A 24840-nucleotide genomic window follows, 5' to 3' on the forward strand; every position below is an offset into this window, starting at 1 on the left:
CTTACGCCTGCATGATCCAGCCCTCGACGCCCATGGCCGCCTGTTTGACGGCTTCGGAGCGGGTCGGGTGGGCGTGGCAGGTGCGGGCGATGTCTTCCGAGGCGCCGCCGAAGGCCATGGTGATGCAGGCTTCCGCGATCATCTCGCCGGCCGAGGGGCCGTAGATGTGGACGCCCAGGACCTTGTCGGTGGTCGCGTCGGCCAGGACCTTCACAAAGCCCTCGGTCTCGTGGTTGATCTTGGCGCGCGAGTTGGCGGTGAAGGGGAATTTGCCCTTCTTGAATTCGACGCCCGCGGCCTTGAGCTGTTCCTCGGTCTTGCCGACCCAGGCCACTTCCGGGCCGGTGTAGATGACGCTGGGGACCAGGTCGTAGTCGACGTGGCCGGCCTTGCCCGCGATATATTCGATCACGGCGACGGCTTCTTCTTCCGCCTTGTGCGCCAGCATCGGGCCGTGGGTCACGTCGCCGATGACCCAGACGCCGGCCGCGCCGGTCTTCAGGTGGTCGTTGTTGAGGAAGCCGCGCTTGTCGGTCTCGATACCGACCGTCTCCAGACCCAGACCAGCCGTATAGGGGCGGCGGCCGATGGCGACCAGAACCACATCGCCGGTCAGGGTCTCGACCTCGCCGCCGGCGGCCGGTTCGAGGGTCAGGACGACGCCGTCCTTGGCGACCTTGGCCGAGGTGACCTTGGTGCCCATCTTGAAGGTCATTCCCTGTTTGGTCAGGCCGCGCTGGAAGGCGGTGGCGACCTCGGCGTCCATGCCGGCGCCGACCTTGTCGAGGAACTCGACCACGGTGACCTCGGCGCCCAGACGGCGCCAGACCGAGCCGAGCTCAAGACCGATGACGCCCGCGCCGATGACGATCAGCTTCTTGGGGATGGCCGGCAGCGACAGGGCGCCGGTGGAATCGATGACCTTGCCCTCGACGAAGTCCACGCCCGGCAGGGGGGTGGGCTCCGAACCGGTGGCGATGATGATGTCCTTGGTGGTCAGGGTGGTGACCGAACCGTCGGCGGCGGTGACTTCCACCTTGCCGGCCCCGGCGATCTTGCCCTTGCCCTTGATCCAGTCGGCCTTGTTCTTCTTGAACAGGAATTCGATGCCCTTGGTGAGGGCGCCGACGCTGTCGGCCTTCTGCTTCATCATCTGCGGCAGGTTGACCTTGGGCGTCCCGACGTCGATGCCGAGCGTCGAGAACTCCTTGCCGGCGACCTCGAACAGCTCCGAGGCGTGCAGCAGGGCCTTGGAGGGCATGCAGCCCACGTTCAGGCAGGTGCCGCCGAGGGTGTCGCGCATCTCAACGCAGGCGACCTTCAGGCCCAGCTGGCCCGCGCGGATCGCGGCGTTATAGCCGCCGGGACCGCCGCCGATGATGACGACGTCGTATTGGGCGGTGGCTTCGGCCATGGGATCCTCGGGGTCTATGTCGGGCGTGGGAGCGCGCCCGCCGTACCTAACGCCCGGTTCCGCCGGGTCAACCGCCGAACCGCCGTTTCTGCGTCAGATATGGTGTCGTTCGGTTACGCTTCCAAGCTCCGGGGCGTGATCCGAACGATCAGGCGGCCTCGGCCGGCAGGGTGACCGCCACCTCGGCGCCCTCGCCGGGCGCGCTGTCGATGGTCAGGGTCCCGCCCGACTGGCGGGCGAAGGCGCGGGCCTGGGCCAGACCCAGACCGGCGGCGCCGGTCTTGGTGGTGAAGAAGGGCTCCTGGGCGCGGGCGATGACGTCGCGGTCCATGCCCGGGCCCGTGTCGCGCACCGACAGCCGGGCGCCGGCCTCGGTGGTCTCCAGCCGGACGGCGACCGAACCCGAACCGCCCACGGCCTCGACCGCATTGGCGACCAGGGCCCGGACCGCCCCCTCGAAGGCCACGGGGTCCAGACGCACGATCGCCGGACCGGACGGCCCCTCGATCATCAGATCGACGCCCGGACCGGCCAGAGCCCGCAGGCGACTTTCCATCGCGCGCAGCAGAACGCCGGCGTCGAGGGTCCTGGGCGCATTTTCGTCATCGACCGAGAGGGCCGACAGGCGCGCTGTCATGGCCTCGCCACGCTGGCCGGCGGCGAGGGCGGCCTGTCCCAGACGGCGCACCCTGGCGGGGTCGTCAGCCTGTTTCAGCATCATGTCGAGCGCACTGGTCATGACGCCCAGCAGGGCGTTGAAGTCCTGGGCCATGCCGCCGGTGACACGGCCGATGCCCTCCAGACGGCGGACGTTGTCTTCCTCGGCGCGGGCGCGGGCCTCGATCCGGTCGGCCTCGGCCATGGCCGTCTCCGCCTCGGCGCGGGCGGCCTCGGCCTGACGCAGGGCGGCGTCGCGCTCGCGGCGCAGGGTCTCGAGCTCGGCCGGGTCGACGGACGACTCCAGAACGGTCGGCATGTCTTCCTCGAGGGCGTCCGGACCCGGGACCACGCCGCTGAAGGGCGCCTCGGCCTCGACGGCGGTTTCCTCCGCGGCCTCGGCCGAAGCGAAGTCCGGATGGACGTCGAAGGCGGATGTCTCGACCGGCTCCGGAACGGCCTCGACTTCAGGCTCGGGCGCGACCTCAGGCTCGGGAACGTAGTCGTCCCCGGCCAGCAGCAGGGTGTCGACCATCCCTTCGGAATTGGTCAGGGGCAGGATGCGCCAGGCCACGGTGGAGCCGTCGGCCTGGGTGGCGAAGATCGTGTCCGCGCCGCCCGCCGGGGCCTGGACGGCGGCGCGCAGGGTCTGGCGGCCCTCGACCCGCTGGTCCTCGCCGAGGAACTGGTCGGCGAAGTCGGCGCCGATGACGCCTTCGGTGCGGGCCAGACGACCCAGTGCCACCGGATTGGCCTCTCGCACCACGCCGTGGGTCGAGACCACGACCAGGCCGCTGGTGGCGCTGTCGAACACCCGGCGGGTCAGGTCGGCGTCGGGATGGACGAAGGCGGGTTCGGGCGCGGGCGGCGCCTCCGGCGTGGTCAGGCCCTCGGTCTCGACCACGGCGGCGGTGGAGCCGATGATCTGGCCGTATTCGTTCTCGATCGGCATGGCCGTGACCGAGACCAGCATCTTCCGCCGCGACGACGGATTGGCGAGGATGTGCTGGAAGCCGCGCACGGTCTGGCCCCGGAGCGCGCGGGCGCTGGGCAACATGTCGGGCGGGATCGGACGGCCGTCCGGGAAGGTGATGCCCCAGGTCGCCGAATGGAAGCGCAGGCCCAGCAGCTCAGCGTCACGACGCCCCATCAGCTGGTGCGCGGCCTTGTTGGCGAAGGTGAACTTGCCCTGGGTGTCGGTCTGGACGATGGCGACGGGGATGGCGTTCAGGGTCTCGAACAGCCGTTTGTCGGTCTCGGCGGCGGTCTTCTGGACCTGGTTCAGCTCGCCCGAGGCGCTCGCGTGGCGGATGCGATTGCGCAGGGCGAACCAGATGGCGATGAGCGCGACAACATGGCCCGCCACGGCGAGCACGGCGAACACCACCGTCCAGTTGACCTCGCCTTCCAGCAGCATGAACCCAAACGTCCCAATCTGGCGCCTTGCGGTCGCGAGGCCATCGCACCGCGCAAGGAGCGCACCACATCGCCCACAATTGTAAAACGGCGGGCGCCACTTCCTTCCCGGCGGATCGAACGCCGTCAAGCGAAGCGTTGAGCATTAACCATCCTGATGTGAACCGGTCGTGAAAAAGGGGCCGGACGTCGCCGCCCGGCCCCTTCTTCGTCAGGTTTTTCGCCGGTGTCAGAAAGCGACGCGGGCCACCAGCTGGTACCAGGGTCCGGCCGTTTCGCTCTCCAGCTCGTACTCGTCGTAGTCGCGGTCGATCTGGTCCTCGAGGGTGTTGAACTTGTCGAAGGCCTCGTCCTTGCTCGAGTCGAGCAGGTTCGAACCGGTCAGACGCAGCACCACATTGGAGCCGATCTGCTTCTCGACGAAGACTTCCAGGTCGCCGCCATATTTGGTCACGACCTCCTCGCCGACGATACGGCTCTTCGCGTCGCCCTGCTTGCGGTAGGTGGCGCCGAAGGCGGCGCCCCAGCTCGGGATGTCCTGGGTGAAGCCGACGTTCAGGACATAGTCCGACTGCGAGTTGAACCGGCGCTTGCCCATGAAGTCGTCCACCGAGCTGTCCAGCCAGGAGTAGTTCAGGAAGACGCCGGTGTGCTCCATGCCGATGAAGTCCAGCGGGGTCGACAGGTCGAACTCCAGACCCCAGACCTGACCGTCGCCGACGTTCTCGGCGGTCAGGACGTAGGAGACCAGCTCCTCGGCCGCTTCCGCCGGGGTGGCGCCGTCGTCGATGGCGTCATCGTAGTCGTCGAGCGCCTGTTCGGAATAGTCGCCGGTGTTGGTCAGCTCGATCAGGTCGGTGATGTCGCGGTAGAAGGCGTTGATGCCCACCACGCCGCGGCGGCCGATGCGGTGCTCATAGCCGATGTCCGCCCCCCAGGCCGTCTCCGGCTCAAGGTCCGGATTACCCAGGAAGTCGTTGTCGCCGTACTCGCCTTCCAGCACGGCGGGCGACAGATAGTCGAAGTTCGGACGGCGCACGGTGCGGGCCACCGAGGCGGTGATCCGGTCGGCTTCCGTCAGCTTGAAACGCACCGAGGCCGAAGGCAGCAGAATGCCGTAGTCCTTGTCCCGGGTGCGATCCGCCGCCGAAACGGTCTCGTCAGTGATCGAGAAGTCGGTGGTCTCATAGCGCAGACCGGCCTCCCACTTGATCGCACCGGTCTCGCCCGAGAGCATGACGTAGGGATCGATGCGGGTCTCCTCGATGGTGTTCACCCCGCCGGCGACAGCCTCGAAGTCCTCGTACTCGCTGTCGAGAAGGTGACGGAAGACGGGCTCGTCCTCGACCTCGGCCTCGGCTTCGAACACCGAGGTGTCGCGGGTCTTGTTCGCGTACTGGACGCCGAATTCCAGCTGCATGGTGTCCGAGAGATCCATCTTGTGCTGGATCGCGGCCTGGACTTCCTCGTCCTTCAGGTCGGTGCGGGCGCGGCTGCCCTCGATGACCTCGTCGCCGATGTCGAGCTCTTCTTCCTGCTCGGACTGGCTGTCGTCGATCGTGGCGTAGCCCAGTTTGAAGGTGGTCTCGCCGCCGAACATCGGACGCTCGTAGCGGGCGTTGACGGACCAGTTGTCGGTCAGGATGTCGAGCGGGTTGGCGTTGATCTTGGTCGGATCATTGATGTCGCCCTCGTCGTATTCGATCGAGTTCTCGTCCTGGACGCGATCCGTGCGGACGAAGACGCCGCTCAGCTGCAGCTCGCCGCCGCCGACCGGGACCTCGTACGACAGATTGGCCGAATAGTCGGTGCCGTCGCGGACATCGCTCTGGACCTCGGTGTCGTTCAGATCGGCGCCGGGCTCGTCATAGCGCCAGCTCATCTTCTGTTTGGGATTGCGGCGGTCCTGGATATTGCCGCCGATCAGCAGACGGCCCGGTCCGACCTGACCGCCCCAGACGGCGCCGTAGGTCCCGCCCCATTCGCCATATGCGCTGTCGTTCCAGTGAATGGCGCCGAGACGGACATAGCCGCCGTCCAGCGACAGGGCGTCCCGCATGACGATGTTGATGGCGCCGGCGACGGCGTCACCCGAGCGGTTGGCCGAGGACGAGCGGACGATCTCGACACGCTCGATCAGTTCGGCCGGGATGCGGTCGACGAAGAAGGACCGGTCCAGATTGGCGCCGGGCACGCGCTCGCCGTTGATCAGGATCTGGGTATAGGCCGAATCCAGACCGCGGATGCGCACGCCGTCCGACTCCAGCACGTCGGACAGGAAGGTCACCGAAGGCACGCGCTTCAGGGCGTCGCCGGCGGTCAGCGGTTCGAAGCGCTGGAAGTAGTCCAGGTCGTAGGACAGGGTCGGCACGACGTCGTCGGTGCGGTTCCGCATCTTCGGCTCGCCAGTGACGATGACCTCCTCGACGGCGGTGGCCGGCCCCTGGGCTGCGGCTTCGGTCGTTTGGGCGACGGACGCCCCGGCGATGGCCAGGGGCGCGACAGCGGCCCCCAGCAGCAATGCGAACTTCATGTGTAATCCCCGACTGTCGGCCGCCCTTCGGCGCGCCGTGCTTCCTGTGCGGGGCGAGCTAGAGCCCGGTCACGACGCGTCCGTTACGGTCGGATGACGCCAGGCTTGCGAACGCGCGTCGTTTTGGCGAAAGGCGATTTCCATGCGGATCAAGTTCGCGCGCGCCGCAAAGGCCCCGGCGAGCGCAGTGCATTGACTGGCTTGACCTTAAGTCAGGCATCGTCCTCGTGAGCGCCATGCGACGTCACCGACGCAAGCGACCTCAAAGGCAAATTGTCGCAGACCCGCCTCAAGCGGCGCCATATGAGCCGTCCGTGGCCCGGGCGTCACAGCTGCTGAACGCACAAAGGGCCGGGCGTCGCCGCCCGGCCCTTTATTCTGGTTGCGCTACCGCGCGTGACGCGGTCACGCGCTGCTTGAGCGCGGGCTTGTTGCGCTATCGCTCCCGACGTGGTCGGTCGCTGCCTGAGCGCGGAACGCAGGCGCTCAGGCAGCGACCCGAGCATGGCGCCCCGTGACCTCAGAACTTGAAGCGCACGCCGCCGAAGACGTTGTAGCCGAACTTCTCGTACTCATAGGTCCGCTCGCGCGAGCCGTAGTAGCGAACGCCGGCCGAGTCGGTCAGGTTCTTGGCCTCACCGAACACCTCGACGCCGTTGCCGAAGTCGAAGCTGGTGGTGAAGTCCAGCTGGCCGCGCCCCTCGACATAGAGATCCATGCCCGGACGCGTCGCATCGATGGCTTCCAGGAAGTCGCTGCGGTGCGTGTAGGATATGCGGGCGCTGAAGCCGTACTTCTCGTAGAACAGGGCGGCGTTGTAGATCTCATCCGACTGACCCGGCAGGACGAAGGTGTTGCGTCCCGAGTAGCTGGCGGCGGTTTTGATCTCGGCGTCGGTCACCGTGTAGTTGGCGAAGACGCCGAAGCCCGACATCCAGCCCGGCAGGAAGGCGAAGGTCTGCTGCCAGTTGAACTCGACGCCGGCCAGGTGACCTTCCGGGGCGTTGAGCGCCTCGGTGATGGTCGCCGTACCCGACAGATAGGGGGCGCCGGCGGTCGTCAGGGTGTACCGGAAGTCTTCCAGGTCCTTGTAGAAGGCGTTGACCGAAATCACGCCCAGCGGACGCATGTAGTATTCCAGCCCGGCGTCGATGTTGTTCGACAGGGTGGCTTCCAGGTCGGGGTTGCCGCGGGTGACGGTGACCGTCGTGCCTTCGGTCGTTTCAAGCACGCGCGGCACGACGTCGACGTAGTCCGGACGCGAGATCGCGCGGGTCAGGGCGAAGCGGCCGATCAGATCTTCGCTGAAGCTGTGACGGACGGTCAGGTTCGGGAAGAAGTCGGTGCGGTCGCGGCTCATCGAGGTCGGCGACTGGACGTAGCCCTGGACGTTACCGGTCGCGGTCGAGGCGACGGCCAGGTTTGAGGCGCCGTCGAAATTGGTCTGTTCGACTCGCAGACCGACCAGGACGTTGGTCGCGCCCATGTCGAAGCGCGCCTGACCGTAACCGGCGATGATGTCTTCCTGGGCGGTGTAGTCAGCGGTCCAGGACTGCGGAATGCGGCGGGAGATCGAGTTCGGATCGGTGGACAGGGCGCGGGCCGCTTCGAAATAGTCCGCGATCAGGCCGTGATTGAACTTGAGGCCCAGGTTGTAGTCGTAGTTCGACGAGGTGGCGCCGCCCAGCAGGGGCAACAGAAGCCCCGGGTTGACGGTCGTGTTGTTGGTGGGGTTGCGATCCCGGAAACGCTCTTCGTCGGCGAAGACGTCGCGGGTGCTGTATTTGGCGCCGAACTTCCACTCAACCTCGCGGCCGCCGATGACGGTCGGCAGCTCGTAATTGATCTTGAACGAGACGTCTTCCTGCTCGGTGGTGTTCGAGCGGTAGGTGTTCTCGCGGAAGGTGTAGTTTCCCGGCGTCGAATAATAGGTCGTGTCGAAGGCGCCGTAGGTCGGCTGGTAGTGGTCGGTCGTGTCGTACTTCAGCGTCTGCGAACCGGAGCGGTAGACCAGTTCGTCGCGGTGCGGATAGGTTTGCTCGCTGCGCGCCCAGGCCAGGGTGGCGTCCAGCACCGAACCGTTACCGAAGGTGTGCTCGGCGCCGGCCTGCAGGGTGGTGATCTCGTTGTTCTGCTCGCGGTGACGCAGGGCCTTGTGGATGCGCGCGCCCGAATAGCTACCCGAATGGTCGGTGAAGGGCCCGGTCGGCGTGCCGTCCGAATAGGTGAAGCGCAGGGCGTCGCGGTATTCGTCGTCGTTGAACTCGGCGAACGAACCCTTCAGCCAGGCGCGGGTCTCGTCGGTCGGACGCCATTCCAGGGCGCCGGTGATCGCCTGACGGGTACGCTCGGTCTCGTAGTCCTTGAACAGCGTTTCATCGATGACGTAGTGGTTGTAGGCCGGGTTCGGCACGCCAGGGGACAGAAACTCCCGCGTGTCGAAGTTCCAGGCGTTCTCGACGTTCTCCGGACGACGGTTGGTCAGCGAATAGCTGAGCGACAGCAGGGCGCCGAAGGTCTGGTTCGGGCCGAAGACATTCGAGACCGTAGCGCCGGCGCGCACGTCCTCGCCGCCGTAGTCGTTGTAGCTGCCGCCGCCGTAGCCGCTGATGGCCAGACGACGCTTGTCGAAGGGCGAGCGGGTCTTGATGTCGACGGCGCCGGCGATCGAGTCGGCGTCCTGGCTGGGGCGCAGGGTCTTGGAGACCTCGACGGTCGAGACGATGTCCGACGGCAGGGTGTCCAGATCGACCGCGCGGGTCGTGGGCGAGACGGCCGGGACGGCGACGCCGTCGACCGAGACCGCCGTGAAGGAAGCCGGCGCGCCGCGCACGTTGATATAGCGGCCTTCGCCCTGGTCGCGCTGGATGGCGATGCCCTGAACGCGTTGCAGCGATTCAGCGACGTTGGGGTCGGGGTAGCGGCCGATGGCGTCCGACGAGAGGACGTTGACGGTGCCGTCGGCGTTGCGCTGCTGGTTCAGCGAGCGGGCGATGCTGTCGGTGATCACGCCGGTGACGACGACGTCATCGACCTGGGTCGCCGAGGCGTCGCGCGAGGCGGCCATGACGATCTCGACGGTGGTCGGGGCGCCGGCGGCGACGGTCACGGCCTGAGAGGCGTTCGACAGGCCGAGGTAGCGAACATCCAGGGTCACGGCGCCGGGTTCGAGGCCGGTCAGGCTGAAGTTCCCTTGCGTGTCGGTGACGGCGCGGCGGCCGGTCTCACGCACGACGACTTCGGCGCCCGGCAGGCCCGAACCATTGGCGCCGGCGACGTGGCCGTACAGGACTTCGCCGGCCGGAGCCTCGGCGGTGACGGGAGCGATGGCGGCGTCGGCGGCCTGAACCGCGCCAGCGAAGGCCAGCGGCGCGATGGCGGCGCCGAGCAGAAGAGTCAGTCTCATGATGTGATCCCCAACAGGCCGGGCGTTGCGCCTCTGACCAGATTGGGGCCGGATAACGGCGAGCGTTGACGCGTAGGTGACGGCGGGATGACGGAAATCTACGGGAATTTCCGCCATTGTATGACGGTTGCTCCGAACACAGACGGACCGTCGCCAACCTCCGTTCGGTGCGTCACATCGACACCGTTGACCGGACGGCGGCGTCCATGGTCTTGCCGCCCCCTTGAATCTCATCTGCCGGGACTGGAGACGCCCCATGCGCCGCACCCTGACCACCCTTCTGACCGCCGCCTCGATGCTGGCTTTGGCCGCCTGCGCCACCCATGAGGTCGACTTCCAGGGCGAGGGCGCAGGCGTGATCGGCGAAGGAACCACGGTCCACGCCGCGCTCGAAACCCCCTCGGTGGGCGCCCCCGGACAGGATGCGGCGGACGACCCGGCGGTCTTCGCCTCCGCTGCGCCGATCGTGGTGGAAGGCCATACGGTTCAGGGCTTTGTGGCGGGCACGGACAAGAAATCGGGCCTCTATATCTACGGCCTCGAAGGCGAGATCCTGCAGTTCCTGCCCGAAGGCCTGCTCAACAATGTCGATCTGGTCGATGGCCTTGTCGTGGACGGCCGGCGTCAGATCGTCCTGGGCGCCAGCGACCGGACGCCCGGCAAGGTCGGCGTGACCCTGTATCTGTTTGACCCGGCCGGGACGGGAGCCAATGCGGTGCGCCTGTGGGGCCGGATCCCGACCGACGTGGTGGAGCCCTACGGCTTCTGCTTCGCCAGGCGCGGCGAAACGATCGACGCCATTCTGGTGGGCCACGAGGGCGAGGTGCGACAATTTGCCCTTACCGCCTCCGCCAATGGCCAACCGGTCGCGCAGGAGCTGCGCCGGTTCGAGATCGGTTCCATCTCGGAAGGCTGCGCGGCCGATCCGGAAACCGACGCCCTGTATCTGAACGAGGAGAATGTCGGCCTCTGGCGCTACGGCCTGAACCCGGCCTCGGGCGCCGCCCGCACCCTGATCCAGCCGATCGCACCCGGCGTGCTGGTCGCCGACGCCGAGGGGCTGACCACCCTGGCCGACGGGGACAAGCGCTATCTGATCGCCTCCAGCCAGGGGGATTCGACCTTCCCGATCTGGCGCATCGACGGCCCCGCGCCGGTTTATGTCGGCCGGATCGTGGTGCGTGACGGTGTGGTTGATGGCGTCACCGGCACGGACGGGGTCGCGGCCCTGGGCGGCCGGGTCGGCGACCGGTTCCCGGAAGGGCTGGTCGTGGTCCAGGACGACGTCAACGAGGGCGGAACCCAGAACTTCAAATACATCGACTGGCGCGACATCCGGACCGCCCTCGGCCTCTAGGCCTGGGCCTCCAGGTCGGTCGCTATTCGATCTCGTCGGGCCCGGCCTGTTTGCGCTTGCCGAACAGGCCGTGGCCGCTCCGGCGGCGCTGGAACAGGTTCATGAAGAACAGGCCCAGCGGGATCAGCCAGTAGGCGAAGCCCGGCGCCCAGGGCGTGATACGCAGCGGCAGGACCCAGGCCAGCAGGGCCGAGAACAGTCCGGCCAGGGTGATCAGTCCCCACACGGAACGCGATTCCCGCGCCTCCTCCCGGTCAGCCTCCTCCAGCCCCGCGACGGCGCCCCGCTTCAGGGCGTGGCCGTAGAGCAGGAAGTAGAGCCAGCACAGCATGGCGAAGCCGATGCCGTAGACGGTGTAGACATCGCGTAGCTGGGCCAGGGTCTGGATCAGCCCCCGGCCCGGCAGGAAACCGCCGGTGAAATAGGCCGCCCCCGCCTCCGTCAGCAGCCTTAAGGGGAAGACGTAGATCAGGATCATGAAGACGATGGCCAGGCTCAAGGTCGCCGACCAGCTGTCGCGGATCGGGGCCAGCCGGCCGAAATTGCGGTGGGCCAGCCAGAACATGACCACCAGGCCGAACCCGGCCGCAAACGCCGGTATGCGTCCCAGCGCCCGCATCAGGTCGCCGAAGTCATTGAGCGGCTCGGCTCCCGCGATGATCAGCAGGGTCACGGCAAAGGCGAAGGAGGCGTCGACAAAGGCGTCCAGCCGCGCCGTCTCCACCGGCCTCACCGATGATCGTTCTACTTTTGCGTCCGACATGGCGCCCTCCCGCTGGCCGAACGATGGTCGATCACGCAGGTTTCGACAACCGGCGCCTCTGGCATCCACCCCGGTGCGACCGCGTCTCACTTTCGGGACGGGTGCGGCGACAAGCCACTAGCCTTTAAGGCGAAGCCTGGTCTAACGTCGTTCGTCCATCGCGTGACGTCCGCGTTCGACAGACGGCCCGCCCCGAACCTCGCTGGTTGAACCTCACGGTTTCAATTTTGCCGGTTAAACCTCCGCTGGCTCCGGGACGGGCCGTCAATCGGCCGCCTCGGCATAAGCGGATCCAAGTTCATACGACCCTTCAAAATCCGTCCAGAGAGTCGGTTTTCCTTCCATTGCATGACGCAGTCTGCGCTACCGCAGGTATATGAATCACAACAGGCATAAGCAGGACTTGTGATTTTTCGCATACAATTCACTTGAGGCGAACGTCGATTGGTGGCGTTTCACCCTCGGGCGACCTCTGTCCCCATTTGCCGTTCGGGGGAACGGCCGATCCTTCCAGATCGGGAGGGTCCGGTGTTCCAGCACCGGGCCCTCCATACCCAAGCCGTTAATCCCGGCCGCGAATTCACAACCCCCGGAATCATTGACGCCTGACCCTTTCGGGCGCTCACTCCGGAGAACGGCGTTGTCAGCGCCGACGCGGGGGCGGCTCATGATCTATGTGATGTATGGGGTGGTCGGCGTGGCCGTGGCCGGCCTGCTGTATCTCGTGATCCGCGACGCGCTGGACCGGCGCCGCGTCGAGGTCAAACGCCGCCGCGACCGCTGAAGCCCGACGCCACCCTTGGCAAACTCACGCCGCCCGGGGCGGAATTGAAAAAGGCCCGATCTGACGACCGGGCCTTTTCAAATCGACTGGAGCGGGCGAAGAGATTCGAACTCTCGACCCCAACCTTGGCAAGGTTGTGCTCTACCACTGAGCTACGCCCGCACTCCGTAACGGCCCTTCGGAAAGGCGATCCGTCTCGTCGAGAGGCGGGCGTATAGCGGACCCTTGCGGGATACCGCAAGGGTCTTTTTTCATTGATCAGCGGATTATCTCGGCGCCAGGCGAATAGCGCCGTCCAGACGGATGCATTCGCCGTTGATGTAGACGTTGCGGGCCAGCTCCAGAACCAGCGACGCATAGTCGGCCGGACGGCCGAGACGCGACGGGAAGGGGATGGCGGCGGCCAGGGCGTCCTGAATCTTCTGGTCCATGCCGGCCATCATCGGGGTCCACATGATGCCGGGCAGGATGGTGTTCACCCGGATGCCTTCCTGGGCCAGATCGCGGGCCACCGGCAGGGTCATGGCATAGACGCCGCCCTTGGACGCCGAATAGGCCGCCTGGCCGATCTGGCCGTCCTGGGCCGCTACGGAGGCCGTGTTGACCACCAGGCCGCGCTCGCCGTCCTCCAGCGGGTCGAGCGTGACCATGCCCAGCGCCGACTGCGACAGGACGCGGAAGGTGCCGAACAGGTTGATACGCACGGTGCGCTCGAACGAGGCCATGTCGTGGGCGCGGATCTCGCCGGTGTCCTTCTTGCGCGACACGGTCTTCTGGCCGGTGGCGATGCCGGCGCAGTTGACGGTCAGACGCTCCTGACCGTGGGCGGCGCGGGCCTTGGCGAAGGCGGCGGCGACCTCTTCATCGGAGGTGACGTCGACCTTGCAGAACACCCCGCCGATCTCGGCGGCGATGGCCTCGCCCTTTTCCTCGTTCATATCGAACAGGGCGACCCTGGCGCCCGTGGCGGCGATGGCGCGGGCCGTGCCCTCGCCGAGGCCAGAGGCGCCGCCGGTGACGACCGCGGCGATGGAGCTGTCGAGTTTCATGGAAAGGTCCCTATATTGAAGGCCGGTTCTGCGGATGCGGAGGGTTTAGCGGCCATGGCCTCACGATCACAAGCCGTTACAGGCGACGAGACGGTGACCCCGGACGACGCTATCGATCCGCGCCGCGCCCTCACGCCCGCCGTGCTGCGCGTCAACGAGATGCGGGTCCAGCGCGGCTTCTGGCCCAAGATCGTCTCGACCGCCGCCCGCATCCCCTTCGCCGATCAGGCGCTGAGCGTCTGGTACGCGGCCCGCGATCCGGAAACCCCGGCGGCGGCCAAGGGGATGATGCTGGGGGCGCTGGCCTATTTCGTCCTGCCGATCGACGCCATTCCCGACATCTTCGCCGGCATTGGCTTCACAGACGACGCCGCCGTCTTCGCCGCCCTGATCGCCACCCTCGGCGCCAATATCAAGCGCCGCCACCGCGACGAGGCCGCCCGGACCGTCGAACGGTTGAAGGACCGCTAGGGCGTCGCCTGGGCCCGTTGGGGCCCGACCGGCTGGTGCGAGCGGATCCAGCCGGTGATCGACAGCCTAGGCCCCATGGCAAAGGAGGCCACCTGGGTCACCGCATGGGACATGGGCACCTCGAACAGGTTGAGGGCGTTGAACGTCGGGACGAAGCCCTCGGCGATGTGGCCGTCAGGGCCGTGGAAGACCAGGGTCCCGCCCCAGTCGGCCCGCCATTGCCGGGTCAGGTTCAGCACATAGGCGTAGAGCCTGTTCTTGCCTGCCGACAGATCGCTGTGGGTCGTCAGCACATGGCCGGGGCGATAACGGCTGGCCTGTCCATCCAGAAAGTCGATGCGGTCGTCGCCGGTCACCGCCCGGACAAAGCCGAGGAAGGCCTCGCTGTTCAGGAACTCCAGCACGGCGTCGGCGGCGTCCGATCCGTCCGCCTCGTGATCGGGACCGAGACGGCGCGTGTCGAAGACATACTGCATCCGGGTCGCGGCCCCGTCGACGCGCGCGGCGTCCAGCCAAGCCTGCTTCGATGGATCCTCGGCCCGTTCGCCGTCGAGCGGCAGTTCGAAGAAATCGCCGCCCGCCGCCACCGTGGTCTTCCAACGCGTCTCGTGTTCCAGCACGGCCGCCACCGCCCCGGCGCTCGCGACCTCGAGGATGTCAGGGATGCGCAGCCGCCGCCTCGCTGTAAACGCCCGCGCCAAGGCGTCGACGTCCAGATCGGGATTGAGGCGGATGCCCGTCATCGCGCCTCGGGAGGCGGCGCACTGCGCCACCAGCCGGTGATCGAATAACGCGGAGCCCCGGCAAAGGGGGCGACCATGGAGACGCAGTGGCTCTGCGGCACCTGAAAGACGTTCAGGGTCCCGAAGGCCGGGGTGAAGGTCTCGGTCACCGCTCCTTCCTCATCGAGGAACATCAACAGGCCGCCCCACTCCGCCCGCCATTCGGGCGAGACGTTCAGGACATAGGCGTAGAGCCGCCCCGCATCCTCATGTTCGTCCGTATGCCGGTTCAGGAAATGGCCGGGCAGGTAGCGGGTCGGCTGGGCGTCGGCATAGGCGATGCGGTCGTCGCCGGTCAGTTTCCGGGCAAAGTCGAGGAAGGGCCCGGAGTTGAACAGGGTGTGCAGATCATAGAGGGGCTGCGGGATCGCCAGCCTCATCGCCTTCGCCCGCCCGAGCCTCAGCCGGTCGAAGATGAACTGGAAGCCGTCCACGGCCTCCTCATGAGCCATGGCGATCAGCCGGGCCTGTTCCGCGAGCGGCTCGGCCTCGAACAGGGCGACGGGAACGTCCTCGTTGTAGGGGTTCTCGATGGCCCGCATCCAGACCATGTCGGGGTGGGTGACGGCGGCATGGATCGCGGTCGCCCCCTCCCCGATCAGGCCGGACAGTCGGGTGCGGCCGGTGCGGACCAGCCGCTCCGCCGCCGCCTCGATGTCCAGATCGTCTGCGAGCTGGATCGCGCTCACGACTCGACCGTCACCACGATCTTGCCCATGGCCGTACGGTCGCCCAGCGCCTTGATGGCCTCATGGGCGCGCTCCAGCGGGAAGGTCTGGAAGATGCGCGGCTTGATCTTGCCCTCGGCATAGAACTTCAGAAGGTCGGCCATATTGGCCGCGTGACCGGCGGGGTCGCGCGCCACTGCCGCGCCCCAGAACACCCCGATGACTGATACCGACTTCAGCAGCGTCAGGTTCAGCGGCAGGGACGGAATGCCCGCCGGGAAGCCGACCACCAGATAGCGGCCGTTCCAGTCCATGGCCCGCAGGGCCGGCTCGCAATAGTCGCCGCCGACGCCGTCATAGACCACGTCCGGACCGTCGCGGCCTGAGGCCAGCTTCAGCTCGCCCGAGAGTTCCTTCTGGGCCGCCTTGTCCATCTTGCCCGAGGGGTAGATCAGGCCGTTGTCGGCGCCGAGCTCCAGCGCGAACTGGACCTTGTCGTTGGTGGAGGCAGCGGCGATGACATGGGCGCCCATGGCCTTGCCCAGTTCGACGGCGGCGGCGCCAACCCCTCCCGCAGCGCCCAGCACCAGAAGCGATTCTCCGGCCTTCAGCTGGGCCCGGTCCTTCAGGGCATAGTAGGAGGTGCCGTAGGTCATGACGAGGGCTGCGCCCTCCTCGAACGACATGCCCTCGGGCATCTTGATCACGCTGGCGGCCGGCACGGCCAGCCGCTCGACCAGACCGCCCCAGCCGGGCACGGCGATGACCCGGTCCCCCTTGAAGATGCCCTTGACCCCCTCGCCGACCGCTTCGACAACGCCGGAGACCTCGCCCCCCGGCGCGAAGGGGCGCTCAGGCCGGAACTGGTACTTGTCCTCGATGATCAGGGTGTCGGGGAAGTTGATGCCCACCGCCTTGACCTCGATGATCACCTGACCCGGCTTCGGCGTCGGATCCAGGATATCCTCGACGACCAGGCTTTCGGGACCGCCGACGGTCTTGGACAGGACTGCGCGCATCTGGAAGTTTCCCTTGCGACGGCTTTTTCACCGTCTGATTGGCGGTTTTGGCGCCGCCCCCGTGGCATGCGCGTCCCGGGAACGCTAATCAGCCCCCCACGATAAGAAAAGGCCCGATCGAACGCGGCCGGATAATGCGGAGACCCCTATGACTCGTCCTGCCCTCATTCTCCACGGTGGCGCCGGCGCGCGCCGCGAGCGCGACTACAGCCGCGAGGTCGTCCATATGCGCGAGGTGGTCGAGGCCATGAAGGCGCGTCTCGACGCCGGCGCCTCGGCGCTGGACGTCGCCGTCGAGGCGGTGGTGATGCTGGAGGACTCCGGCCTCTACGTCGCCGGCAAGGGCGCCTCGCCCAATCTCGCAGGCGCCTATGAGCTGGACGCCAGCCTGATGGACGGATCGACCCGCAAGGCTGGCGCCGTCGCCGCCCTGCAGGGCTTCCGCAGCCCGGTCCGCGCCGCGCGGGCGGTCATGGACCACACGCCGCACGTCATGCTGGTCGGCGAGGGCGCGGCCCTGTTCGCCCACGACCAGGGGCTGGACGCGATCGCCGACGAGCCGTCGTGGTTCACCCACGCAGGCAAGGGCGAGGACAACCATCCGCCCGGAACCGCCCCCGACGTCCTCAGCCACGGCACCGTCGGCTGCTGCGTGCTGGATATCGAGGGCCGCCTTGCCGCCGCCACCTCGACCGCGGGCGTGTTCGGCAAGATGCCCGGACGCGTCGGCGACACCCCGATCCCCGCCGCCGGGACCTGGGCCGACGGCCGCGTCGCCGTCTCGGGCACGGGTCAGGGCGAGTTCTTCATCCGCGTCGCCGCCGCCGCACAGGTCGGCTGGCGCGTGGGCGCGGGTCAGACGATCGCCGAGGCCGCGCGCGCGGTCATCGACGACATCGGGGGACTGGGCGGCGACGGCGGCCTGATCGCGCTCGACGCTGACGGCAACCTCGCCCACCCCTTCAACAGCCAGGGCATGAAGCGCGCATGGCTGACGACGGACGGCGAGATCGGCGTCGAGGTGTTCGGCCTCTAGCTCGCCAGACAGACCACCTGGGCCACGCGCAGGTCGCGCCGCAGCGTGTCCGCCACCCGGCCGTAGTTGTCGACGGTGATCGGCTCGCTCAGCGGCGCCGGCTCGGCGCCGGACTGGCCCCGGATCGTCGGGGCGAAGGTCTCCGGCGAGGTGGTGTAGATACGGCCCCGGCGTGGCGCCTCGGCGATGGTCACGCCCAGCACCCGGCCCTGACGGTCCAGCGCAGGCGCGCCGGACAGGCCCGCCAGTGTCCCTTCCAGCCCCTCGGTGCGGCCGACCTCGGCCCAGGCCAGGACCGGCTCGTCATGAGCGCCGCGACCGTGAACCTTCAGCGTCTCGCGCCCCAGCAGACGGCTGGAGACCTCGCCGACCCGGCCCTGCGGGAAGCCCGGATGGAAAGCGCGCTGGCCGTGCTTGAGCTGGGGGCGGGTCAGGACCGGCAGGCCGGGCGGCCCGCCGTCGGTGATCAAAAGGGCGACATCGGCGCCGCGCGCCAGACGCAGGTCCGCCGCCACCGCCCGTCCGCCGCCGACTACCAGCGCGGGCTTGCGGCAACCGTCGACCACATGGCGGGCGGTGATCCAGCGGCCGTCGGCGGCGATGGAGAAGGCAGTTCCGGCCGAGGGCTGGAAGGGGCCGTCCGGCGCCTCCACCGTCACGGCGGGATCGAAAGGGGTGATGGGGCCCAGCAGCGCGCCCTCGGCCTCATCGGGCGGGGCGGGGGCCGGCGGGGCGTCGGCGTTCTCGCGCCGGCTCAGCGACAGGCCGATGATGGCCGCCAGGACCACCGCATAGACGCTCCAGTCCGGGATGCGGAAACCGGCCACGCTCAGCCCGCCCTCAGCCCGTCAGGGCGGCGGCGAGGACCAGGGCGGTCGCCAGCTTGGCCGCGACCAGCAGGACGGCGGCCGAAATCTCGCCCTCCTGAATGCGCTGCGGCAGTCCGGTCAGGACCGCGTCGACGATGCGGAAGGCCAGCAGTTGCAGCACCAAGGTGGCGATCCCCCACAGCACGATGTCCCGCAGCGAGGTAGAGACCGACAGCGACACCGCCAGCGGAATGGCCAGACCCAGCAACACCCCGCCGAAGGCCACGCTGGCCGCCGAATTGCCCTCGCGGATCAGGGAAATTTCCTTCCACGGCGTCAGCAGGCCGTAGATCACCGCCCCCGCGGCCAGCAGGACGAAGGTCGCGATCAGGTGCAGCACCATGACCGGGAAACCACTGGCGAAGGCCTGGATTTCAGGACTGGAAAGGATGTCGGAGAAGGTCGAGCCCATACCCTGGAGAAATCTGGTCGAATGCGCGGATGCGAACGGCCCGGCCGGGGCCCCGGTGCATCAGCCCTTGCCCGAATCTCGCCCCAATCCGCAAGCGCCGCCGCGCCACACTGTGTGACGAAAGATTGCAGTCGCGAGCCCGCACAGGGAAATGTAGAGCCAGCGCATGACCGAATCCGTCCTGCCCACCGTGCTTGTCGTCGCCGTCGCCCTGATCGATGTGGACGGCCGGGTGCTGATCGCCAAGCGGCCCGAGGGCAAACAGCTGGCGGGCCTGTGGGAATTTCCCGGCGGCAAGGTTGAGCCGGGCGAGCGGCCGGAAGCTGCCCTGATCCGCGAGCTGCGCGAGGAACTCGGCATCGAGGTGACGGAGAGCTGCCTGGCCCCCTTCGTTTTCGCGAGCCACGCTTACGAAAGCTTTCACCTTCTGATGCCACTTTATCTGTGCCGACGCTGGTCGGGCGTGGTCGTGGCTCACGAACATTCCGCCCTGGCCTGGGTGAAGCCGGACAAGCTGCCGGACTATCCCATGCCGCCCGCCGACGCTCCGCTGGTCGCCTGGTTGCGCGATCTTCTCTAGGGCGACGCGAGAAGGCGTCAGAGGCAGGAGGACCCGATGCGCACGTCGAGCGCCCGCTTCCTGTCGAGATTCCTGCCCCGATTCTGGCGAAACGACTCCGGCGCCACCGCCCTCGAGTACGGCCTGATCATCTCGCTGATCTTCCTCGTCATCGTCAGCGCCGTGACCGCCTTCGGCAACAAGGCCACCGACATCTTCAACACCGCTTTCAAGGCCATTTCCGGCACGATGAACGGCGGCTGAAGCCTCACTCTCCGGTTATGGACGCCAGCGCGTGGTCGGTGATCAGGGCGTCGGCCAGGGCATGCGGGTTGCGCACGCCGTAGTTGGTGGTGGTCACCACGATCACCGCATCCAGATCCGGCACGATCACCACCTTGTTGCCCCCGGTCCCGGCCATGGCCCAGGCCGCATGGTTCCGCCCGTTGACCTTGTAGGTCGGCAACCAGGTCAGATAGCCGTAGTCGCCCCTCTGGTCGTCGACATGGGCGTGCGGCGTCGTCATGGCCGTCGTCCAGCTTTCGGGCAGAACCTGACGCCCTTGCCAGCGGCCATGATCCAGCAACAGCTGTCCGAGCGCCAGCAGGTCGCGGCTGCGCAGCCCCAGACCGCCTCCGCCCTGGGCCAGACCGGTCGGTGAGAATTGCCATTCCGGCTTCTCGATCCCCAGAGGCGTGAACAGGGCGCGCTGGGCGAAGGCCTCAAGCGGCTCATGGGTCGCCGACTGGACCACGGCTCCGAGCGTGGTGACCCCGGCCGTGCAATAGCTGAAGGCGCGTCCATAGGGCTGGTCGGCAGGCTTGGGGACCCAGGCCGGGAAGCCACGGATCGGCAGGTCGAAGGCGAACTTCACCCAGTCCTCGATCAGATACATCCGCTCCTCATTGCCGCGCGAGAACTGGTTGTCGTCGTCGCACTCCAGCAGGGAGCTCATGGTCAGGAGGTCCTCGACCGTGATGCCGGCCTTGCGCGGATCGGGATTCTCGAACGGCCCGTGGTCGGCGATGAAGGGCAGAACCGGAACGCTGGCGCCCGGCAGATCGCCCTCGGCGACGGCGGCGCCGACCAGCAGGGCCGTGACCGTCTTGGTCGCCGAACGGGTGTTGCGTCGTGCCTCGGCGCCGCCGTCGTCGAAATAGGTCTCATGCACCAGCCGTCCATGCCGGGCGATCAGGACGCTGGTGATCTGTTGATAGGTCCCGGCCCGCACAGCGGTATCAAGGGCGGTTAGGCCAGCGTCCGACACTCCCTGACTGGCGGGCGCCGCGGCAATCCACTGGGGCGCGGACCGGGCGGCGGCAGGGGCTGCTGCGATGGACAGGGAAGCGGCCGCGCAGGCGGCGAGAAGAAACAGACGCATGATGATCCTCGGTGAGGCCCTGACATTGTCAGGCCGCCGGGAGCCCGTCTTGAACAGCTGAAACCGGCCGGCCGAAACCCGTCAGCCGAAGGCGCCGCGATACTGGCCGGGCGTCAGGCCGTAGATCGTCAGGAACTCGCGGGTCATATGGCTCTGGTCGGCATAGCCGGCGTCCGCGGCGACCCCCGCCAGATCGCCGCTGCGTCCGACGAGACCCGAAGCCCGGTCGGCGCGCATTTGCCGGATGGCGGCCCCGGGTGTCTGGCCGAAATGCCGCCGATAGCGCCGCGCCAGGGCGACGGAATGGACCCCGACGACGGCGGCGACGTCGCGAACCTCGAGACCGGGCCGGGAGGCGAGATCGCCGATGACCTCACGGGCGCGCCAGACCCATTCCGGCGCCGGGTCCTCGGTCAGGTCGGAAGGCGAAAGGGCCCCGACCGCCATCTCCAGCGCCAGACCTTCGAGGATCAGGTCGTCGCCGGGTCGGAACCGCGCCGTGGCCCCGACCAGCCGCCGCGCCGCGCTCCCGGCTCGTCCGCGCAGACGGCGGGGCTCATCCCGACGGGCGCCCGGCGGAGGATTGAAACTCACGGACAGAAAGCGCCCGCCCGCCTCATCGAAACAGTCGCGATGCTCGACCCCCGCCGGGTTCCAGACGAGGGCGCCGGGGCCGAACGCCAGAGCGGCGGGCGTCGCGGGATCATGGGCAAGGCTGCGATAGCCGCTATCGAGCGCCAGGACGAAATGGGCGTCGTCGTGAGCGTGGCTGTGGACCTGCTCAGGCGGCAGGGTGGCGATCCGCAAGTCGACCTGAAAGCCGCAGACGGACACGCCCGTGGAGCGCGCGCCCAGAAACTGACCCGACCGAAATGAGGAACCCGCCATCCGTCCCGGATAGGGCAGGACCACGAACGGGGCACCTTAAGAATCGGACAGGCTCGACCGGCCCCTAATCCTTGTGCTCGGTCACCCCGAGAACATCGGCCAACCGCGCCTTGGCCGACCCGCGCGGCAGGGGCTTCTGCTGGCTTTCGTGCGGCGCCCAGCCGGCCAGGTTGACGATCTCGAAGGTCGCCGGAATGCGCCCGTCGGGTTCGCCGTACTTTTCCGCATAGAGGGCGGCGGCGCGCATCAGGATGCCGCGCGTCAGGGGCCGGATCGTCCCGGCCAACTGGTTGGTCTCGCCCATGGCCCGAAGGTCGCGGATCAGGGCGAAGAGGTCAGGATAGCGGACCGTCACCCGGTCGACGTCCGAGACCGGCAGGGTAAAGCCCGCCCGCTGCAGCAGGGCCGCGCCGTCATAGCCGTCGGCGAAGGGCGAGACCCGCGCCTGGGCCCCGCCGCGCTCGGCCAGCTCGGCCTCGGTCAGGACGGCGCGCAGCTCCTTCAGGGTCGCGGCGCCCAGGAGGGTGCCGAGGAACAAGCCGTCCGGCTTCAGGGCGCGGCGGATCTGGCTCAGGGCGCCGGGCAGGTCATTGGCCCAGTGCAGGGTCATCAGGGAGACGATCAGGTCGGCCGACCCGTCCTCCAGACCGAGCGTCTCGGCGCCCGGCGCGGCGGCCCCGGCGTTCAGGACGCGCACCGGACCGACCCGCTTCGCCGCCGGACTGTCGGCCAGCAAGCCACCAAACGCCTCGGGCCGCGCGGAGAGGTCGACGGCGACGAGAAAGTCGCGCAAGATCGCCTCAAGGCTGTCAACCGCCCCCTCCGCAGCCCTGACGTGCAGGAAATCGGCCTCGCGGAACCGCGGCGCGGATCGCCTCAGCCGGGCGGCCCGGCGGGCGGCGTCGAAGATTTGAGGAGGGCCGGAAGGAGCGGAGGGGGAAGTCATGGACGTTGAGGATGGGGATCCGGAGGGCGGATGGGAAGCGGCGAGGTCCGCGCGACGCCCTGTATTCCGGTTTCCACGTCCTGTCCTGCCCCGGCTGTCGGATGTGGGGCGAGGCCTCGCCGACCTGATCCTGCCGCCCGTGGCCCACGACAGCCGCGAGGCGACGGCGGCGGCGGGCCTCAGCCCCGACGCCTGGAGCCGGGTCATCTTTCTGGAAGCGCCGGTCTGCGACGGCTGCGGCGCGGCCTTCGAGTTTGACGGGGGCGAGTTCGCCTCGGAACGCTGCGCCGCCTGTCTGGCCCAGCCCTACGCCTTTGCCCGCGCCCGGGCCGCCTGCGTCTATGACGAGGCCTCGCGCGGCCTGATCCTGAAATACAAGCACGGCGACCAGCAGCAGTTCTCAGGCCTGTTCGCGCGCTGGATCAGTCGGGCGGCGTCCGACCTGGTCGCCGAGGCCGACGCCGTCGTCCCCGTGCCCCTGCACCGGATGCGACTGCTGTCGCGGCGGTTCAACCAGGCCGCCGAAATCGCTCGGCCGCTCGCCCGCACAGCGGGCCTCGACTATCTGCCCGACGCCCTGATCCGGACCGAGCGCACGGCGACGCAGGGTGGCAAGAGCGCACGCGGGCGGCGGCTGAACGTGAAGTCCGCCTTCGCGGTGACCGAGGCGGGCGCCCGCCGCATCAAGGGCCGCCGCATCCTGCTGATCGACGACGTCCTGACCACCGGCGCGACCGGCGAGGCCTGTGCCAAGACCCTTCTGGCGGCCGGGGCGCGGGGCGTCGATCTGGCCGTCATCGCCCGGGTGCGCACGGCCAGAATTCTTCCTACATAGGAGCATCCTTTCGACCGGGCGCGGATTCGCGCTAGGTCACCTCAACACCTGTCGGAGTTCGCCCATGGCCGAGATCGTCATCTACACCAAGCCCGGTTGTCCCTATTGCTCGTCGGCCATCGGCCTGCTGAACAAGAAGGGCGCGGAGTTCACCGAGATCATCGCCTCGAACGACCCCGAGAAGAAGGCCGAGATGGTCGAGAAGTCGGGCGGCCGCGCCACCTTCCCGCAGATCTTCATCAACGGCCAGCACATCGGCGGCTGCGACGACATCCAGGCGCTGGAACGCAGGGGCGGTCTCGACCCGCTTCTGGCCGCCTGACCATGGGCTCCGGCCTCGACATCGCCCTGATCCAGACGCGGACCCCGGCGACGCCCGAGGCCGGGCTGGCCCATGTCGAGCCCCTGATCCGTCAGGCGGCTGCGGACGGCGCGAAATTCATTCTGACGCCCGAGGTCTCGAATTTTGTCGAGCAGAGGCGCGACAGGAAGGGCCTGTCGACTACCGACGAGGATCAGGACGGCGTCGTCCTTGGCCTGCGTCGTCTGGCGGCCGAACTCGGCGTCTGGATCCTGATCGGCTCGGCGGTGGTCAAGTCGGGCGTGGCCGGCGACGACCGCGCCGCCAATCGCTCCCTGCTGATCGACGCCAACGGCGGGGTGGTCGGCCGCTACGACAAGCTGCACGTTTTCGACGTCGACCTGGCGAATGGCGAGACCTATCGCGAGAGCGCGACCATCCGGCCCGGCGACGGGGCGACGGTGGCTGACACCCCCTGGGGCCGGCTGGGGATGAGCGTCTGCTACGACGTCCGCTTCCCGCATCTCTATCGCCAGCTGGCCAAGGCGGGCGCCGCGATGATCTCCGTGCCCGCCGCCTTCACCGTGCCGACCGGCGAGGCCCATTGGGAGACCCTGCTGCGCGCCCGGGCCATCGAGACCGGCGCCTTCGTCCTGGCGCCCGCGCAAGGCGGGCTGCACGAGGACGGCCGCAAGACCTGGGGCCGCTCGATCGTCGTCGGGCCGTGGGGCGAGGTGATCGCCAAACTGGATCACGACGAACCGGCCATCCTGCGCGCGACACTGGATCTGTCGGCCGTCGAGAAGGCCCGCGCCTCGGTCCCGGCCCTGAAGCACGACCGCGAATTCGCGAGCCCGCTGTGATCCGTTACGCCCTCGTCTGCGATCAGGACCATCCGTTCGAGGCCTGGTTCGGCTCCTCCTCCGACTATGACGATCAGGCGCAACGCGGTCTGATCGAATGCCCCTTCTGCGGCTCACACGGCGTCGCCAAACAGATCATGGCCCCGGCGGTCGCGGGCACGAAGCGCTCTCCGGCCGCCCCCGACATGGCCGCGAAGATGCAATCGATGATGCTGGAGGCGGCCCGCGAGGTGCGCGCCCATGTCGAGCAGAATTTCGACTATGTCGGCGACAGCTTCGCCCGCGAGGCCCGCGACATCCACGAGGGTCGCTCCGAGAAGCGCGAGATCTACGGCGAGGCCACGCCCGCCGAGGTGAAAAAGCTGAAGGACGACGGGGTGCCCTGTTCGCCCCTGCCCGCCGCTCCGCCGGACCCGGCCAAGGTCAACTGA

The 24840-nt window shown here is 68.1% G+C and carries 23 protein-coding genes and 1 tRNA gene; 9 read left to right on the forward strand and 15 right to left on the reverse strand.

The window, feature by feature from the left end; all coding sequences use genetic code 11:
• Nucleotide 1 precedes the first annotated feature (1 nt).
• The 4 genes from lpdA to AC07U0_RS04455 form a co-directional block, all read right to left on the reverse strand.
• On the reverse strand, nt 2-1414 hold the full coding sequence (lpdA, locus tag AC07U0_RS04440) for a dihydrolipoyl dehydrogenase (protein WP_494718808.1): 1413 nt from the start codon (nt 1412-1414) through the stop codon (nt 2-4).
• Between the two features lie 148 nt (nt 1415-1562).
• Nucleotides 1563-3488, reverse strand: a complete 1926-nt coding sequence (locus AC07U0_RS04445) for a PAS domain-containing sensor histidine kinase (protein ID WP_494718809.1) — start codon at nt 3486-3488, stop codon at nt 1563-1565.
• A gap of 228 nt (nt 3489-3716) precedes the next feature.
• A complete protein-coding gene (locus tag AC07U0_RS04450; protein WP_494718810.1) occupies nt 3717-6020 on the reverse strand; it encodes a TonB-dependent receptor plug domain-containing protein in 2304 nt (767 codons plus the stop codon).
• A gap of 520 nt (nt 6021-6540) precedes the next feature.
• Nucleotides 6541-9426 (reverse strand): TonB-dependent receptor, encoded by a 2886-nt coding sequence (locus AC07U0_RS04455; protein ID WP_494718811.1) that lies wholly within the window; start codon nt 9424-9426, stop codon nt 6541-6543.
• A 256-nt stretch (nt 9427-9682) separates the two neighbouring features.
• On the opposite strand from AC07U0_RS04455, the gene AC07U0_RS04460 reads away from it, so the two are divergent.
• Nucleotides 9683-10783, forward strand: a complete 1101-nt coding sequence (locus tag AC07U0_RS04460; protein WP_494718812.1) for a phytase — start codon at nt 9683-9685, stop codon at nt 10781-10783.
• 22 nt (nt 10784-10805) lie between these two features.
• Here the strand turns inward: AC07U0_RS04460 and AC07U0_RS04465 are convergent, their stop codons facing one another.
• The 3 genes from AC07U0_RS04465 to AC07U0_RS04475 form a co-directional block, all read right to left on the reverse strand.
• Complete coding sequence (locus AC07U0_RS04465; RefSeq protein WP_494718813.1) at nt 10806-11546, reverse strand: TMEM175 family protein; 741 nt, start codon at nt 11544-11546, stop codon at nt 10806-10808.
• Between the two features lie 871 nt (nt 11547-12417).
• A tRNA-Gly gene (locus tag AC07U0_RS04470) sits at nt 12418-12492 on the reverse strand.
• Between the two features lie 104 nt (nt 12493-12596).
• On the reverse strand, nt 12597-13379 hold the full coding sequence (locus tag AC07U0_RS04475; protein WP_494718814.1) for an SDR family NAD(P)-dependent oxidoreductase: 783 nt from the start codon (nt 13377-13379) through the stop codon (nt 12597-12599).
• 54 nt (nt 13380-13433) lie between these two features.
• Between AC07U0_RS04475 and AC07U0_RS04480 the strand changes: the two genes are divergently transcribed.
• Nucleotides 13434-13850, forward strand: a complete 417-nt coding sequence (locus AC07U0_RS04480) for a YkvA family protein (RefSeq protein WP_494718815.1) — start codon at nt 13434-13436, stop codon at nt 13848-13850.
• Here AC07U0_RS04480 and AC07U0_RS04485 read toward each other — a convergent pair.
• Genes AC07U0_RS04485 through AC07U0_RS04495 form a run of 3 tightly spaced genes read right to left on the reverse strand, consistent with a single transcriptional unit; the run spans nt 13847 to nt 16319 of the window.
• On the reverse strand, nt 13847-14593 hold the full coding sequence (locus tag AC07U0_RS04485; protein WP_494718816.1) for a 2OG-Fe(II) oxygenase: 747 nt from the start codon (nt 14591-14593) through the stop codon (nt 13847-13849). The genes AC07U0_RS04480 and AC07U0_RS04485 overlap by 4 nt on opposite strands.
• Nucleotides 14590-15321: a 2OG-Fe(II) oxygenase gene (locus AC07U0_RS04490; protein ID WP_494718817.1), complete on the reverse strand. Its 732-nt coding sequence runs from the start codon at nt 15319-15321 to the stop codon at nt 14590-14592. The genes AC07U0_RS04485 and AC07U0_RS04490 overlap by 4 nt, the downstream gene beginning before the upstream one ends.
• A complete protein-coding gene (locus tag AC07U0_RS04495) occupies nt 15318-16319 on the reverse strand; it encodes an NADPH:quinone oxidoreductase family protein (protein ID WP_494718818.1) in 1002 nt (333 codons plus the stop codon). Before AC07U0_RS04495 ends, AC07U0_RS04490 begins: the two co-directional genes overlap by 4 nt.
• Before the next feature lie 148 nt (nt 16320-16467).
• On the opposite strand from AC07U0_RS04495, the gene AC07U0_RS04500 reads away from it, so the two are divergent.
• Nucleotides 16468-17355: an isoaspartyl peptidase/L-asparaginase family protein gene (locus tag AC07U0_RS04500; protein WP_494718819.1), complete on the forward strand. Its 888-nt coding sequence runs from the start codon at nt 16468-16470 to the stop codon at nt 17353-17355.
• Here the strand turns inward: AC07U0_RS04500 and AC07U0_RS04505 are convergent.
• Both AC07U0_RS04505 and AC07U0_RS04510 read right to left on the reverse strand, forming a co-directional pair.
• Nucleotides 17352-18182 (reverse strand): S1 family peptidase, encoded by an 831-nt coding sequence (locus AC07U0_RS04505; RefSeq protein ID WP_494718820.1) that lies wholly within the window; start codon nt 18180-18182, stop codon nt 17352-17354. The two genes, AC07U0_RS04500 and AC07U0_RS04505, sit on opposite strands and share 4 nt — an antisense overlap.
• Before the next feature lie 13 nt (nt 18183-18195).
• The gene (locus AC07U0_RS04510; protein WP_494718821.1) at nt 18196-18636 is read right to left on the reverse strand and encodes a DUF350 domain-containing protein; all 441 of its coding nucleotides are present in this window, start codon (nt 18634-18636) and stop codon (nt 18196-18198) included.
• Nucleotides 18637-18802: 166 nt separating this feature from the next.
• On the opposite strand from AC07U0_RS04510, the gene AC07U0_RS04515 reads away from it, so the two are divergent.
• Both AC07U0_RS04515 and AC07U0_RS04520 read left to right on the forward strand, forming a co-directional pair.
• Nucleotides 18803-19216, forward strand: coding sequence for a (deoxy)nucleoside triphosphate pyrophosphohydrolase (locus tag AC07U0_RS04515; protein ID WP_494718822.1), 414 nt, complete (start codon nt 18803-18805; stop codon nt 19214-19216).
• A gap of 36 nt (nt 19217-19252) precedes the next feature.
• On the forward strand, nt 19253-19459 hold the full coding sequence (locus AC07U0_RS04520) for a Flp family type IVb pilin (protein WP_494718823.1): 207 nt from the start codon (nt 19253-19255) through the stop codon (nt 19457-19459).
• Nucleotides 19460-19463: 4 nt separating this feature from the next.
• Here AC07U0_RS04520 and AC07U0_RS04525 read toward each other — a convergent pair whose 3' ends face one another.
• The 3 genes from AC07U0_RS04525 to AC07U0_RS04535 all read right to left on the reverse strand — a co-directional run bounded on the left by AC07U0_RS04525 (nt 19464) and on the right by AC07U0_RS04535 (nt 22410).
• Entirely contained in the window at nt 19464-20576 is a 1113-nt protein-coding gene (locus AC07U0_RS04525; RefSeq protein ID WP_494718824.1) for a serine hydrolase domain-containing protein, read from the reverse strand.
• A gap of 81 nt (nt 20577-20657) precedes the next feature.
• On the reverse strand, nt 20658-21488 hold the full coding sequence (locus AC07U0_RS04530; RefSeq protein ID WP_494718825.1) for an AraC family transcriptional regulator: 831 nt from the start codon (nt 21486-21488) through the stop codon (nt 20658-20660).
• A gap of 40 nt (nt 21489-21528) precedes the next feature.
• A complete protein-coding gene (locus AC07U0_RS04535; protein WP_494718826.1) occupies nt 21529-22410 on the reverse strand; it encodes a class I SAM-dependent methyltransferase in 882 nt (293 codons plus the stop codon).
• Between AC07U0_RS04535 and AC07U0_RS04540 the strand changes: the two genes are divergently transcribed.
• From AC07U0_RS04540 to AC07U0_RS04555, 4 genes are all read left to right on the forward strand, one after another.
• Nucleotides 22409-23245, forward strand: a complete 837-nt coding sequence (locus AC07U0_RS04540; protein ID WP_494718827.1) for a ComFC family protein — start codon at nt 22409-22411, stop codon at nt 23243-23245. The genes AC07U0_RS04535 and AC07U0_RS04540 overlap by 2 nt on opposite strands.
• Nucleotides 23246-23309: 64 nt before the next feature.
• Nucleotides 23310-23567, forward strand: a complete 258-nt coding sequence (grxC, locus tag AC07U0_RS04545) for a glutaredoxin 3 (RefSeq protein WP_494718828.1) — start codon at nt 23310-23312, stop codon at nt 23565-23567.
• 2 nt (nt 23568-23569) lie between these two features.
• Nucleotides 23570-24409, forward strand: coding sequence for a carbon-nitrogen hydrolase family protein (locus AC07U0_RS04550; RefSeq protein WP_494718829.1), 840 nt, complete (start codon nt 23570-23572; stop codon nt 24407-24409).
• Nucleotides 24406-24840: a DUF1178 family protein gene (locus AC07U0_RS04555; RefSeq protein ID WP_494718830.1), complete on the forward strand. Its 435-nt coding sequence runs from the start codon at nt 24406-24408 to the stop codon at nt 24838-24840. The genes AC07U0_RS04550 and AC07U0_RS04555 overlap by 4 nt, the downstream gene beginning before the upstream one ends.

It is taken from the genome of Brevundimonas sp. GW821-FHT02A10 (assembly GCF_059422025.1).

Excerpts from the sequence above, each read along its gene's own strand:
- lpdA (WP_494718808.1), bottom strand. The coding sequence starts at position 1,414 with ATGGCCGAAGCCACCGCCCAATACGACGTCGTCATCATCGGCGGCGGT.
- AC07U0_RS04445 (WP_494718809.1), bottom strand. The coding sequence starts at position 3,488 with ATGCTGCTGGAAGGCGAGGTCAACTGGACGGTGGTGTTCGCCGTGCTC.
- AC07U0_RS04450 (WP_494718810.1), bottom strand. The coding sequence starts at position 6,020 with ATGAAGTTCGCATTGCTGCTGGGGGCCGCTGTCGCGCCCCTGGCCATC.
- AC07U0_RS04455 (WP_494718811.1), bottom strand. The coding sequence starts at position 9,426 with ATGAGACTGACTCTTCTGCTCGGCGCCGCCATCGCGCCGCTGGCCTTC.
- AC07U0_RS04460 (WP_494718812.1), top strand. The coding sequence starts at position 9,683 with ATGCGCCGCACCCTGACCACCCTTCTGACCGCCGCCTCGATGCTGGCT.
- AC07U0_RS04465 (WP_494718813.1), bottom strand. The coding sequence starts at position 11,546 with ATGTCGGACGCAAAAGTAGAACGATCATCGGTGAGGCCGGTGGAGACG.
- AC07U0_RS04475 (WP_494718814.1), bottom strand. The coding sequence starts at position 13,379 with ATGAAACTCGACAGCTCCATCGCCGCGGTCGTCACCGGCGGCGCCTCT.
- AC07U0_RS04480 (WP_494718815.1), top strand. The coding sequence starts at position 13,434 with ATGGCCTCACGATCACAAGCCGTTACAGGCGACGAGACGGTGACCCCG.
- AC07U0_RS04485 (WP_494718816.1), bottom strand. The coding sequence starts at position 14,593 with ATGACGGGCATCCGCCTCAATCCCGATCTGGACGTCGACGCCTTGGCG.
- AC07U0_RS04495 (WP_494718818.1), bottom strand. The coding sequence starts at position 16,319 with ATGCGCGCAGTCCTGTCCAAGACCGTCGGCGGTCCCGAAAGCCTGGTC.
- AC07U0_RS04500 (WP_494718819.1), top strand. The coding sequence starts at position 16,468 with ATGACTCGTCCTGCCCTCATTCTCCACGGTGGCGCCGGCGCGCGCCGC.
- AC07U0_RS04510 (WP_494718821.1), bottom strand. The coding sequence starts at position 18,636 with ATGGGCTCGACCTTCTCCGACATCCTTTCCAGTCCTGAAATCCAGGCC.
- AC07U0_RS04515 (WP_494718822.1), top strand. The coding sequence starts at position 18,803 with ATGACCGAATCCGTCCTGCCCACCGTGCTTGTCGTCGCCGTCGCCCTG.
- AC07U0_RS04520 (WP_494718823.1), top strand. The coding sequence starts at position 19,253 with ATGCGCACGTCGAGCGCCCGCTTCCTGTCGAGATTCCTGCCCCGATTC.
- AC07U0_RS04525 (WP_494718824.1), bottom strand. The coding sequence starts at position 20,576 with ATGCGTCTGTTTCTTCTCGCCGCCTGCGCGGCCGCTTCCCTGTCCATC.
- AC07U0_RS04540 (WP_494718827.1), top strand. The coding sequence starts at position 22,409 with ATGGACGTTGAGGATGGGGATCCGGAGGGCGGATGGGAAGCGGCGAGG.
- AC07U0_RS04535 (WP_494718826.1), bottom strand. The coding sequence starts at position 22,410 with ATGACTTCCCCCTCCGCTCCTTCCGGCCCTCCTCAAATCTTCGACGCC.
- grxC (WP_494718828.1), top strand. The coding sequence starts at position 23,310 with ATGGCCGAGATCGTCATCTACACCAAGCCCGGTTGTCCCTATTGCTCG.
- AC07U0_RS04550 (WP_494718829.1), top strand. The coding sequence starts at position 23,570 with ATGGGCTCCGGCCTCGACATCGCCCTGATCCAGACGCGGACCCCGGCG.